This is a genomic window from Martinezella sp. CNPSo 3732 (assembly GCF_057784515.1).
Genome location: NZ_JBXSOO010000022.1, coordinates 58,605 through 71,781, shown reverse-complemented (window position 1 = coordinate 71,781; position 13,177 = coordinate 58,605). Strand labels below are relative to the sequence as shown.

At 60.0% G+C, this 13,177-nt stretch carries 10 protein-coding genes; 8 read left to right on the top strand and 2 right to left on the bottom strand.

Features of this window, described 5'->3' with window-relative positions:
* Window positions 1–47: 47 nt before the first annotated feature.
* Window positions 48–617 (bottom strand): isochorismatase family protein, encoded by a 570-nt coding sequence (locus AC13RM_RS26915; protein WP_374823587.1) that lies wholly within the window; start codon window positions 615–617, stop codon window positions 48–50.
* A 52-nt stretch (window positions 618–669) separates the two neighbouring features.
* Between AC13RM_RS26915 and AC13RM_RS26910 the strand changes: the two genes are divergently transcribed.
* The 7 genes from AC13RM_RS26910 to pncB all read left to right on the top strand — a co-directional run bounded on the left by AC13RM_RS26910 (window position 670) and on the right by pncB (window position 9,768).
* On the top strand, window positions 670–1,290 hold the full coding sequence (locus tag AC13RM_RS26910) for a TetR/AcrR family transcriptional regulator (RefSeq protein WP_374823590.1): 621 nt from the start codon (window positions 670–672) through the stop codon (window positions 1,288–1,290).
* A gap of 108 nt (window positions 1,291–1,398) precedes the next feature.
* A complete protein-coding gene (locus AC13RM_RS26905; RefSeq protein ID WP_440478462.1) occupies window positions 1,399–3,237 on the top strand; it encodes an extracellular solute-binding protein in 1,839 nt (612 codons plus the stop codon).
* Window positions 3,238–3,408: 171 nt separating this feature from the next.
* Window positions 3,409–4,500 carry a microcin C ABC transporter permease YejB gene (locus AC13RM_RS26900; protein WP_374823596.1) on the top strand — a complete coding sequence of 364 codons (1,092 nt, stop codon included), beginning with the start codon at window positions 3,409–3,411 and terminating at the stop codon, window positions 4,498–4,500.
* On the top strand, window positions 4,500–5,654 hold the full coding sequence (locus AC13RM_RS26895; RefSeq protein WP_374823599.1) for an ABC transporter permease: 1,155 nt from the start codon (window positions 4,500–4,502) through the stop codon (window positions 5,652–5,654). Before AC13RM_RS26900 ends, AC13RM_RS26895 begins: the two co-directional genes overlap by 1 nt.
* On the top strand, window positions 5,651–7,288 hold the full coding sequence (locus tag AC13RM_RS26890) for an ABC transporter ATP-binding protein (RefSeq protein WP_374823602.1): 1,638 nt from the start codon (window positions 5,651–5,653) through the stop codon (window positions 7,286–7,288). The genes AC13RM_RS26895 and AC13RM_RS26890 overlap by 4 nt, the downstream gene beginning before the upstream one ends.
* A gap of 11 nt (window positions 7,289–7,299) precedes the next feature.
* On the top strand, window positions 7,300–8,259 hold the full coding sequence (locus tag AC13RM_RS26885) for a 2-hydroxyacid dehydrogenase (protein WP_374823605.1): 960 nt from the start codon (window positions 7,300–7,302) through the stop codon (window positions 8,257–8,259).
* Between the two features lie 204 nt (window positions 8,260–8,463).
* A complete protein-coding gene (gene pncB / locus AC13RM_RS26880; protein ID WP_285175826.1) occupies window positions 8,464–9,768 on the top strand; it encodes a nicotinate phosphoribosyltransferase in 1,305 nt (434 codons plus the stop codon).
* A gap of 54 nt (window positions 9,769–9,822) precedes the next feature.
* Here pncB and AC13RM_RS26875 read toward each other — a convergent pair whose 3' ends face one another.
* Window positions 9,823–10,794: a DUF1444 domain-containing protein gene (locus AC13RM_RS26875; protein WP_374823608.1), complete on the bottom strand. Its 972-nt coding sequence runs from the start codon at window positions 10,792–10,794 to the stop codon at window positions 9,823–9,825.
* Window positions 10,795–10,957: 163 nt separating this feature from the next.
* Between AC13RM_RS26875 and AC13RM_RS26870 the strand changes: the two genes are divergently transcribed.
* Window positions 10,958–13,144, top strand: a complete 2,187-nt coding sequence (locus AC13RM_RS26870) for a mechanosensitive ion channel family protein (RefSeq protein WP_374823611.1) — start codon at window positions 10,958–10,960, stop codon at window positions 13,142–13,144.
* Window positions 13,145–13,177: the final 33 nt, after the last annotated feature.

Here is a 13,177-nt window from a genome sequence, read left to right as displayed (position 1 = left end):
CTACCGGCCGACCGTCTTTCCTTGCATAGACCTTTGCTTCGGAGGGATCAGTTTGCCAGGATTTCCGGCGTCTTGCGGATACGCGACAGCCGCGGCAGCACTTTCGTGCAGGCGAAATCCTGCATATCCTGCGAGAGGGTCGTCACGGCATCTTCGGCAACAATGACGGCGTAGTTTGCCGCATGAGCATCGCGCACGGTGCCTTCCACACCGAAATTGGTGGCGACGCCCGTCACGATCAGCGTTTTGATGCCGCGGCGGCGCAGCTGCAGATCGAGTTCCGTGCCGTAGAAGGCGCTCCACTGGCGCTTGACGATGGCGACATCGGGCGTCAGCGCTGCCATCTCCGGGGGAGCTTCGAGCGCGGCCGGCGGCAAACCTCCTGGGGGAAGTGCAAAGCTTTCGTCGGTCGGCTGATTGACAGTGTCGGCATAGTCTGCGGAAAATCCGACCGTCACGAAAACGGTCGTGCCGCCATCGGCCTTCAGTTTGTTTGCGATGGCGACCGTATTGGTGACGATCTGCTGGGCGGAGTAGGGCGCGAGCGGCCGGCTGAGGACGAGGCCTTGCAGGTCGATGGAAACGAGAGCGGTGGTTTTGGGGTCGTAAAGTGACATCGGGCGGTAGCTCCATAAAACATGAGGGTATCCTCACAATGGAAATATGAGGATGGCCTCACAAAAATCAAGTGAAGAATTGAAGACACGCACGCCGAAGCGGCAGCGCGGTCATGATCGCGTTGCCGTTCTGCTTGAAGCGGCGGCAAAGGTCTTTGCGCGCAGAGGTTACGATGCGGCCACGATGACGGAGATCGCCGCGGAGGCGCATTCATCGATCGGCTCGCTCTATCAGTTCTTTCCGACAAAGCCCCTGCTCGCCGAGGCGCTGCATATCGATCGCCTGGAGCGGCTTAAGGCGGGGCTTCGAGACATGGCGGAACGGAGCGCAGGTCTTTCCGCCGCCGATAGCGGCGAAGCAATCTTCGATGCGCTTGGTGCTTTCATCGAGCAATATCCGGAGCTTCCCGTGCTAGCCGGGCGCCGCGATATTCCGAAGGAGCGCAAGGCACGCTCGCGCGCGGAGTTGCGAGAGCTGATTGCCGCCTTTCTGCACAAGGCACATCCACCGATCACGGACGATATCCTTCTGATGGCGGGTGTCGTGCTCGAATTGCTGCGCATTGCCGTCGTCGTTTCCAGCGACCCGGATGCCGCCGAGGACCGGCGCGTCTTCGCGGAACTGCGGTCGATGCTGCGCAAACGTCTTGAGGATGCTACGACAAAAGACTGAACCCGGGACACGGTCTTCAGTCCTTCGCAAAGAGATGAATTGTTGCGTCCTGCTTTTTGCCCTCATTTGCCTTATGCTGATTCTCGAAAAGTCATCAGGAGATCATGAATGGCATTGTCGCGGTTGAAAGCAGGCTTGGTCGTTTCTCTTTTTTGCCTGCTGGCAATGCCCATATCCTCGAAAGCGGAAGAGCCGCAGTTCCGCATCGGCACGGCCATTCTCGGCGATCTCAAATATCAGCCGGGCTTCAAGCATTTCGACTACGTCAATCCGGATGCGCCGAAGGGCGGCGAGGTGAAGCTGTCCGCCAGCGGTACGTTCGACACCTTTAATCCGGTGTTGTCGAAGGGCAATGTCGCCGATGGCACCGAACTGATATACGACACGCTGCTGAAGAAGGCCGATGACGAGGCCAATTCTTCCTACGGCCTGCTTGCCGAGGGCGTTTCCTATCCTGATGACGTGTCGAGCGCCACCTTCCGCCTGCGTGCCGAGGCGAAATGGGCAGATGGAACGCCGGTGACGCCCGAAGATGTCATCTTCAGCTTCGAGAAAACCAAAGAACTCAATCTGTTGGTGACGGGGTATTACGCCCATGTCGTGAGCGCCGAAAAGACGGGCGAGCGCGACGTTACCTTCCATTTCGATGAGAAAGGTAACCGCGAGCTGCCCTCGATTTTGGGCCAGCTTACGATCCTGCCGAAACATTGGTGGGAAGCAAATGGCCCCGATGGCAAGCCCCGCGATATCTCGCGCACCACGCTTGAGCCGGTCATGGGATCAGGTCCTTACAAGATCGCATCGATCCAGCCGGGCTCTTCGATCCGCTATGAGCTGCGTGACGATTATTGGGGCAAGAACCTGCCGGTCAATATCGGCGAGAACAATTTCGGCGCGATAAGTTATGTCTATTTTTCTGACTACGACGTCGCGTTCGAGGCGTTTCGTAGCGGCGTCATCGATTACTGGCAGGACAATTCGACAAGCCATTGGGTGACCGGATACGATTTTCCGGCCGCTAAGGACGGGCGCATCAAGCGTGAGGAATTGCCCAACACGCTGCGCTCGGTCGGCGTCATGCAGGCGCTCGTTCCCAACATGCGCCGCGAACAGTTCAAAGACGAACGCGTACGTGAGGCGCTGAACTACGCTTACGATTTCGAGGAAATGAACCGAACTCTTTCGTTTGGTAAGTTGACGCGCGTCGACAGTTTCTTTTTCGGCACGAAATTCGCCTCCTCAGGCGTTCCGCAAGGGGACGAACTCGGTGTTCTGAATAGCGTCAAGGACAAGGTGCCCGCTGAGGTCTTTACTACGCCTTATGCCAATCCGGTCGGTGGCGATCCACAAAAGGCGCGCGATAATTTTCGTAAGGCCATCGCCCTGTTCAAGGAGGCGGGTTGGATCCTCAAGGGCAACAAGATGGTGAATGCGCAGACCGGTCAGCCGTTTTCGCTGGAGCTCCTCTTGAACAATCCTTCACTGGAAAGGTCCGTGCTGCCGTATATTCAGAACCTGAAGCGCATCGGCATCGATGCCAGCGTCAGGACTGTCGATCCCTCGCAGTACGTCAACCGCGTTCGCAGCTTCGACTATGATATGATTTGGGTCGTCTGGGCGGAGACGTTGAATCCCGGCAACGAGCAGCTTGATTTCTGGGGCTCGGCCGCCGCTGGCCGCCAGGGATCCCGCAACTATGCGGGTATTTCCGATCCCGGTGTGGACGCGCTTATTCAGAAGGTGATCTTCGCAAAGGACGTGGCGGAAAAGGAAGCGACGGTCAAAGCGCTCGACCGTGTGCTGCTTGCTCATCATTATGTCCTGCCGACCTTCTACGGGACGACGACACGAATTGCTTATTGGGACAAGTTCGAACATCTGCCCGAACTGCCCTATTACTCCATCGGTTTCCCCGATGTCTGGTGGTCGAAAAGCGCTGGAAAGTGAGCCTCTCTTGCAATGAGGGGCCTGCTGGCTCCAAATGCTCAGGGCTGATTCGGGTAGTTTCAAGCTGATATGATTGCGCTGGTTTGCATCCAGCGGAAGGGAATGTGATTTGATCGACGGACGGATTGAGGCGAGGCGGGGTATATTGCTCTCTGAGGGAGCGGCGGACTGATGGGCGCCTATATCCTGCGACGTCTCCTGCTGATGATCCCGACCATTGTCGGTATCATGGCGATTTCCTTCACCATCGTGCAGTTCGCGCCGGGCGGCCCGGTCGAGCAGGTCATCGCGCAGCTGACCGGGCAGGGCGACAATGCCAACGGACGCCTGTCCGGCGGCACCGACATGCTGGCCCAGCAATCCCTGGACGACAGCAGCTCGAAATATCGTGGCGCGCAGGGGCTCGATCCCGAGCTGATCGCCAAGCTCGACAAGCAGTTCGGCTTCGACAAGCCGCCGCTGGAGCGTTTCGGCCAGATGATGTGGAACTATATTCGCTTCGATTTCGGCGAGAGCTTCTTCCGCAACACGACGGTCATCGATCTCATCGCCCAGAAGCTGCCGGTGTCGATCTCGCTCGGCATCTGGATCCTGATCTTCTCCTACGCCATCTCCATTCCGCTCGGCATCCGCAAGGCGGTGCAGGACGGCTCGACCTTCGATGTCTGGACCTCGGGCATCATCATCATCGGCTATGCCGTCCCGAGCTTCCTGTTCGGCATCATGCTGATCGTGCTGTTTGCCGGCGGCTCGTTCTTCGACTGGTTCCCGCTGCGCGGTCTCGTTTCGGATAATTTCGCCGATCTCAACTGGTGGCAGAAGATCCTCGATTATCTCTGGCATCTGGTGCTGCCGCTGATTTCTCTGTCGCTCGCCGCCTTCGCAACGACGACGCTGCTCACCAAGAATTCCTTCATCGAGGAGATCAAGAAGCAATATGTCATCACCGCCCGCGCCAAGGGCTTGAGCGAACGGCGCGTGCTCTATGGTCATGTTTTCCGCAACGCCATGCTGATCGTCATTGCCGGCTTTCCCGGCGCCTTCATTTCCGCCTTCTTCACCGGCTCGCTTTTGATCGAGAACATCTTCTCGCTCGATGGCCTCGGGCGCCTCAGCTATCTCTCCGTTGTCCAGCGCGACTATCCGGTTGTGTTTGCGACGCTGTTCATCTTCTCGCTGCTCGGCCTCGTCGTCAGCCTCGTCTCCGACCTCATCTACACCTGGATCGATCCGCGCATCGATTTCGAGCGGAGGGACGTGTGATGGATGCAGCCAATCAGCAGACGCTTCCGGCAACGGTGAAGCCGCCGCGCAAGGGGCTGTTCTCGCCGACCAATGTGCGCCGTTGGGAGAATTTCAAGGCAAACCGCCGCGGCTACTGGTCGCTCTGGATCTTCCTGGTGCTGTTCGTCCTCAGCCTGGGCGCCGAATTCATCGTCAATGACCGGCCGATCCTAATTTCCTACAAGGGTGAGATCCTGACACCAGTCTTCGTCGATTATCCGGAGGAGAAGTTCGGCGGCTTCCTGGCGCAGACGGATTATCGCGCCCAGGATATTCAGGACGAGATCAACGCCAATGGCTGGATGATCTGGCCGCCGATCCATTATTCCTATCAGACTGCCAATTCCAGTCTGCCCAAGGGCATGTCGGCGCCGACGCCGCCTTTCTGGGCGATGAGCAACGAGACACGCTGCTCGGGCTATTCCGGCGGCATTGCCGATCCGAATTGCAACTGGAGCAATTTCAATTGGCTCGGCACCGACGATCAGGCCCGCGACGTGCTCGCCCGTTTGGTCTACGGCTTCCGCATCTCGGTACTGTTCGGTCTGGCGCTCACCATCTGCTCGGCCGTCGTCGGCGTCTGTGCCGGCGCGATACAAGGCTATTTCGGCGGCTGGACCGATCTCCTGATGCAGCGTTTCATAGAGATCTGGTCGTCCATGCCGGTGCTCTATATCCTGCTGATCATCGCCTCGGTGCTGCCGCCCGGTTTCTTCATCCTGCTCGGTATATTGCTGCTGTTTTCCTGGGTCGGTCTCGTCGGGGTCGTCCGCGCCGAATTCCTGCGGGCGCGCAATTTCGAATATGTGCGCGCCGCCCGCGCGCTCGGCGTCAATAACCGCACCATCATGTATCGCCACCTGCTGCCGAACGCGATGGTCGCGACGCTGACCTTCGTTCCCTTCATTCTGTCGGGCTCGATCACCACCCTGACCTCGCTGGATTTCTTGGGCTTCGGCATGCCGCCCGGCTCGCCGTCGCTGGGTGAAATGATCGCCCAGGGCAAATCCAATCTGCAGGCTCCCTGGCTGGGGCTTTCGGCCTTCTTCACCATGTCGATCATGCTGTCGCTGCTGATTTTCATCGGCGAGGCCGTGCGCGATGCCTTCGATCCGAGGAAGACGTTCCGATGAGCGAAAATTCCACTCCGCTGCTGTCAGTCCGCAATCTCTCCGTCGCCTTTCATCAAGGCGGGCAGACCTCGATCGCCGTCGATGGCGTCTCCTTCGATATCCGCAAGGGCGAAGTCGTGGCGCTGGTCGGCGAATCCGGCTCAGGCAAATCGGTCTCGGCCAATTCGATCCTGAAACTCTTGCCCTATCCGGCCGCAAGCCATCCTTCCGGCGAAATCCTGTTCAAGGGCAGGGATCTGCTGAAGGCGTCCGACAACGAGTTGCGTGCTGTGCGCGGCAACGACATCACCATGATCTTTCAGGAGCCGATGACCTCGCTCAATCCGCTCCACACCATCGAGCGGCAGATCAGCGAGGTCCTGGCGCTGCACCAGGGCATGGTGGGCGAGGCCGCCCGCAGCCGCACGCTGGAGCTCTTGAACCAAGTCGGCATTCGCGAGCCGGAAAAGCGCCTCAAGGCCTATCCGCATGAGCTGTCGGGTGGCCAGCGCCAGCGCGTGATGATCGCGATGGCGCTCGCCAACCGCCCCGAACTCCTGATCGCCGACGAGCCGACGACCGCGCTCGACGTCACTGTGCAGGCGCAGATTTTGGAATTGCTGCGCGAGCTCAAGGGTGCGCATGGCATGTCGATGCTGTTCATCACCCACGATCTCGGCATCGTCCGTAAATTCGCCGACCGGGTCTGCGTCATGACCAAGGGCAAGATCGTCGAGACCGGCACGGTGGAGGACGTCTTCACCCGGCCGCAGCATGACTATACCCGCCATCTGCTTGCCGCCGAGCCGCGCGGCGAGCCGCCGGCGAGCGATGCGAACAAGCCAGTCGTCATGGAAGGAAGCGATATTCGCGTCTGGTTCCCGATCAAGGCCGGCTTCATGCGCAAGGTCGTCGATCATGTGAAGGCGGTCGATGGCATCGATCTGAAGCTCCGCGCCGGCCAGACGCTCGGCGTCGTTGGCGAATCCGGCTCAGGCAAGACCACGCTCGGTCTGGCACTCGCCAGACTTATTTCCTCCAAGGGCCGTATCGCCTTCGTCGGAAAGGATATAGCCGGCTATTCTTTTCGCGAAATGCGGCCGCTGCGCAACCAGCTGCAGGTGGTCTTTCAGGACCCCTACGGGTCACTTAGCCCGCGCATGTCGGTCGGCGAGATCATTGCCGAAGGGCTGAAGGTGCATGAGCGCTCGCTTTCGGCCGATGAGCGCGACAAGCGCGTCTGCTGGGCGCTGGAGGAAGTGGGCCTCGATGCGTCCACCCGCTGGCGCTTCCCGCATGAATTCTCTGGCGGCCAGCGCCAGCGCATCGCCATAGCCCGCGCCATGGTGTTGAAGCCGCGCTTCGTCATGCTGGACGAGCCCACCTCGGCGCTCGACATGAGCGTGCAGGCGCAGGTGGTCGACCTGCTGCGCGACCTGCAGCAGAAGCACGATCTTGCCTATCTCTTTATCAGTCACGATCTGAAGGTGGTGAAGGCGCTCGCCAACGAACTGATCGTCATGCGCTTCGGCAAGGTCGTCGAGCAGGGCGCATCCGCCGATATTTTCCGGGCGCCGAAAGAGGACTATACCAGGGCGCTGCTTGCCGCCGCCTTCAATATCGAGGCGGTGCCGACCGCCGCCATCCAGCAATAGAGACCACCATCATGCCGGCCCAAAGCCCCGTTCTCGTCGATCTCAAATTCGATCCCGTGTCCATTGCCAAGGCGCTTAAGACGGCCTTTGCCGATCGCGGCAGCATCAATCTAGCCGATCCCGCGAATAAAAGCGCGGATCTCTCCCATATCGACTACGCGCTGTTGTGGAAGCCGGATGCCGATCTTTTCGAGCGCGCGCCCAATCTCAAGGTCATTTTCTCGGGGGGCGCCGGTGTCGATTCGATGATGTCGATTGTCGGCCTGCCTGACATTCCCGTCGTCCGCTTCGTCGATCGCAGCCTGACGGTGCGCATGAGCGAATGGGTCGTGATGCAGTGCCTCATGCATCTGCGCGATGTGCAGGGGCATTTCAGGAATCAGCGCCAGCACGTCTGGGCGCAGCAGAGTGGCCCCGAAGCTGCCGAAGTTACCGTCGGTGTCATGGGCCTCGGTGTTCTCGGCTGCGATGCCGCCGCCAAGTTGAAGATCATGGGCTTCAATGTCATCGGCTGGTCCCGCAGCCAGAAAGAGATCGACGGCATGGAAACCTTCGATGCCGCCGGGCTCGATGCATTCCTGGCGCGTACCGACATCCTGGTCGGCCTCTTGCCGCTGACGCCGGAAACGACGGGAATCTACAACGCCTCGCTCTTTTCCAAGCTGCATCGCAACGGACCGCTCGGCAAGCCGGTCTTCATCAATGCCGGCCGCGGCAAGAGCCAGGTTGCGGCCGATATCACTTCGGCTGTTCGCACCGGCATTCTCGGCGGCGCCTCGCTCGATGTCTTCGCCGTCGAGCCTCTGGCTGCGGACGATCCGCTCTGGGATCTGGAAAATGTCATCATCACGCCGCATGATTCCGCCATGTCTGACGAAAGGGCGCTGATGCGCCATGTCGAAGAGCAGATCGCCCGCTTCGAGCGCGGCGAACCGCTGCAGCATCTGGTAGATCGCGGCCGGGGGTACTAAGTCTATCTTCGGGTGACGATAGTCGGAGCTTGTGCCTCGACTATCGCTCGGAAAATGCGATGCATCTGCCGTGGTATCAATTTTCTTTCAGCGACTGGACTTTCGCTCAACATTTTTTGATAACAAGGCGCTACAACCGCATGCCGGCAGGATAGTCTGTGGCTCGCATGACGTCCGCAGGGCAGGAGACGGGGCAGGAACGACATGACCAAGACGGATATCGCCACCCGCGTCTATAACCATACCTGGAAGCTCGATCCGATCATCCGCAGCCTGATCGATACGGATTTCTATAAGCTTCTGATGCTGCAGATGATCTGGAAACTCTATCCGGACGTCGATGCCACCTTCTCGCTGATCAATCGCACCAAGAGCGTTCGCCTTGCCGAGGTGATCGACGAGAAGGAATTGCGCGAGCAGCTCGACCATGCCCGCACGCTCCGCCTCTCCAAGAAGGAGATGATCTGGCTGGCCGGTAACAGTTTCTACGGCCGCGCGCAGATCTTCGAACCGGAATTCCTCGCCTGGCTGTCGAATTTCCAGCTGCCGGAATACGAGCTCTCGAAGCGTGACGGCCAATATATTCTCGACTTCCACGGCTCGTGGAAGGAAACAACGATGTGGGAGATTCCCGCACTCGCCATCATCAACGAGCTTCGTTCGCGAACGGCGCTGAAGGCGCTCGGTCCCTTCACGCTCGATGTGCTCTATGCCCGCGCGAAGGCCAAGATGTGGGAAAAGGTGGAGCGGCTGCGGGAACTGCCGGGCCTGCGCATTTCCGATTTCGGTACCCGCCGACGCCACAGCTTCCTCTGGCAGCGCTGGTGCGTCGAAGCCTTGAAGGAAGGTGTGCCCCACGCCTTCACCGGCACGAGCAATGTGCTCCTTGCCATGGATTCCGATCTCGAAGCCGTCGGCACCAATGCCCATGAGCTGCCGATGGTCGCCGCGGCACTTGCGAAAAACGATGAAGAGCTCGGCAAGGCGCCCTACAAGGTGCTGCGCGACTGGAACCGTCTCTATGGCGGCAATCTGCTTGTGGTGCTGCCCGATGCCTTCGGCACGGCTTCCTTCCTGCGCAACGCTCCGGAATGGGTAGCCGACTGGACGGGCTTCCGCCCCGACAGCGCCCCGCCCATCGAGGGCGGCGAGAAGATCATCGAATGGTGGAAGAAGATGGGCCGCGATCCGCGCCAGAAGCTGCTGATCTTCTCCGACGGCCTCGATGTCGATGCCATCATCGACACCTACAAGCATTTCGACGGCCGCGTCCGCATGAGCTTCGGCTGGGGCACCAATCTGACCAACGACTTCGCCGGCTGCGCGCCGACCGAACTCAAGGGCCTCAATCCTATATCTATCGTCTGCAAGGTCATCGAGGCAAACGGCCGGCCGGCCGTGAAGCTCTCCGACAACCCTCAGAAGGCGACGGGTGAGCCTGCGGAAGTCGAGCGCTATCTGAAGTTCTTCGGCGCAGAGGATCGCGTCGATCAGGAAGTGCTGGTTTAAAGCGCTTCCCAGGAAAAATGCCTAGCGGTTTTCCGTCCGGAATGCGTAAAACTTCTAGTGGCGAATGGCCGCCTCCATCCGGGCGACGCGGCGAAACAACGTCCAGCGGCCATTTTCCCAGCGATATTGATCCGGCGAAATAACGTAGGGTACGTCGCTGAGATCGGCGCTGATCAGCTCCAGAAGCTGCAGGCCTTCAATGTCGTTCTCATGCGTGAAGAACACCTTGTCGCGCGACAGGAAGGCGGCGATCGGCGCGGCGCCGCCGGATTGCTCCTGCACCTGCGCCCAGAAATTCGGCAGGAACGCGATGCTGGATTCGAACTGGCCGTCCACCTCGACATATTGGAATCGGCTGCGCTTGGCGATCTGGACGCCGGTCTTGGCAAGGAACTTCTGCAGGTTGGCCTGTGCCATTTCGGCGAGTTCCCGGGCATCGATGCCCCAGTCGTCGAGTGCTTCGGCCATCACGTAGTTGACCGTCGTTTCGCCGTTGACGACGAAGAGCTTGATCAGGTTTTCTGCCTCGTCGAGGTAGACGAATTGCGGCGGATTGGGCTCGTCCTTGACGGCCTGCATCATCTGCTGCCGCGCAACCTCGACGAAATCGCGTGCTTTCAGGACCGGAAGCACCTTGGCGAGCTCGCCGCTGTCAACCATTGCTTCCGTCATATTGAGATAGTTGAGGAGCGCCTGCGCGCGCGCCGGCCCCCGCTTTTCGCGCAGCGCCAGCAGCGCATTGCTCAGGAATTTCGTCATCGTATCGCCGTTGCGGCCGTGCAGCGTCAGACTACCGGTGGTAGGATCATAATCGACGCGGATCAGGTCCCCGAAGAACGGCAGGCGTTCCTGCAGATAGGCGGCAAAGACTGCTTCATCCTGCAAGGCTTCGTCGGGAATGTTGAGATCGAGGGTTTTGGCAGCGGCCGTGTTCTCTGGCTCTTGCACTGAGAGGGTTTGGCTGGAGCGCCCCTCAGCGCGCTCGCCTCTGCCGAAGAGCCTTTTCAGGAAATTGAACACGCGCATCCCCGAGTACCGACGGTATTGCGGCAGAACCTAGCGCGGCTGCCCCGGCGGGGCAATGGCAACGGATGGGATCGGGTGCGGCAAGTGCCTGCTTGTTCGTGCCGAAAACGCGTATAGTCTGCAGGAGCGGACCGGAGGGTCCGATGGCAAGAGGGCAGTGTAAATGAAGAATGTCGGGGGCGGCAGGTGGACGATCGGAGGCCTGTTTTTTTGTCTTTTCACGCTGGCTGCGCCCATGGCGGTCTTTGCGCAGAATGCGGCCGTGTCGCAGTCGGCAACTCCGCCGCCCGACAAGGTTCGCGAGCTGATGCAGCTGCTGAACGAGCCCGATGTCAGGCAGTGGCTTATCACGCAGCTCAACAGTCAGCCTGCGTCCGCCAGCGATAAACCCGCGACCGCTAGCGATCTCGGTCCTGCCGACGGCAATCAGATGTCGGTTCTGTCAGGCATGCTCGGCCACACGCGGCATCACCTCGAGCTAGTCTCCGGCGCTGCGATAACTTTGCCCTACGAAGTTATGACCGCATCGGAAAAGCTGGAGGAGGAGGGCAAGTCGGTCGGCCTCGTGCGCATCATCGTTCAGATTGTCCTCCTGTTCTTCCTCGGGTTGGTGGCCGAACTCGCCGTTGCCCGCTTCATCAACACCAGGCATATGCAGCGCACCGAGAGGGCTGCGGATACCGAGACGGAACTGCAGGCAGCGCGCTTCCAGTTTCTGGGCGGCGTCGTGCCCGCCATCATCCATGGCCTGGTGACGCTCGTTCCGCTTCTTGCCTTCGACTGGCCGCCTGCCATTGAAAATTTCGCCATCGCCTGCGTCATCGCGATGGTATCGATCAGGCTGGCGATCTCCATCGGCAGGCTTGTCATGGAATTGATCGCGATGCGTCGCGCCGGTGATGTTCTCGACGAGGACGGCGGCACCGCCCGCATCGCCGAGCGGCGGCGCGTGGCCTATTACTGGTATCGGCGATGCACGCTGTTTGCCATTTATTTCGCCTGCGGCTGGGCGGTCATACAGGCCGTCACGTCGCTGGACTTTTCCGCAGGTGCGCGGGACCTCATCGGCTATACCCTCGGCATCGGCCTGTTCCTGATCGCCACGGCCGCCGTGTGGTCCAGGCCGCTCCAGCAGGAAAAGCGGGGGGCGAAGACGGTTTCCTGGCTGTTGACGATTTTCTTCGTGGCGCTCTGGTGTCTCTGGGTGGCCGGCTTCGACGGCCTCTTATGGATCGGCATCTATGCGATATTGCTGCCGCGCGTCCTCTCGGTATCGACGCAGGCGATCGAGGCTCTGCATGATGCTGCCGATGGCATTTTCGGCGCCGGCAAGATCGCGGCCGTATTGCTCGACCGCGGCTTGCGGGCGCTGATCATTACCTTTGCGGCTTTATGGCTCGGCCATATGCTGGGGGTCGAGGCGCATGCGATGATGAGCGGCAGCGAATCGAATGTCGGCCGCATCGCTCGCGGCATTCTCGGCGGCATCATCATCCTCTTGGTTGCCGATCTCGTCTGGCAGCTGGCAAAAACCTATATCGACGGCAAAGTCATGCAATCCCTGCCGGCCGCAGGCGAATCCGACGAGATGAGGGCGAGCCGTGCCCGGCTGCAGACGCTGTTGCCGATCTTCCGCAACATTCTTGCGGTCGTCATCGGCATCATTGCGGTCATGATGGTGCTGTCGGGCCTCGGCGTTCAGATCGGGCCGCTGATCGCCGGTGCCGGTGTCGTCGGTGTCGCCGTCGGCTTCGGGGCACAGACGATCGTCAAGGATGTCATCAGTGGCGTCTTCTACCTCTGGGACGATGCCTTCCGCATCGGCGAATATATCGAAAGCGGCCATTACAAGGGCGTGGTCGAATCCTTCAGCCTGCGCTCCGTCAAGCTGCGTCACCAGCGCGGCCCATTGGCGACGATCCCCTTCGGCTCGCTCGGTGCGGTCAACAACATGAATCGCGACTGGGCGATCGACAAGATCATCGTCAAGGTCACCTACGATACCGATCTCGTGAAGCTGAAGCGCATCGTCAAGGATATCGGCCAGCGCCTGCTTGAAGACGAGGATCTGAAGCCAAGCATCATTCAGACGCTGAAGATGAAGGGCGTCGAGCAGTTCGGCGATTTCGCGATCGAGATCAGGCTGGCGATCACGGCCAAGCCGAACGAACTCTCGGTCATCCGCCGCAGCGCGCTGGCCTTGATCAAGCAATCCTTCGACGAAAACGGCATCCAGTTCGCCTTCCCGACCGTACAAGTGGCAAGCGACAAGGATGCGGCGGCGGCTGCTGCCCGGCAGCTTATCGAGATGCGGGCGGCAAATGTGGATGGCGCGCAGCAGGCGAGCTAGACCGGCGAACTGGTTTATAGAGGCGAGAGGCGG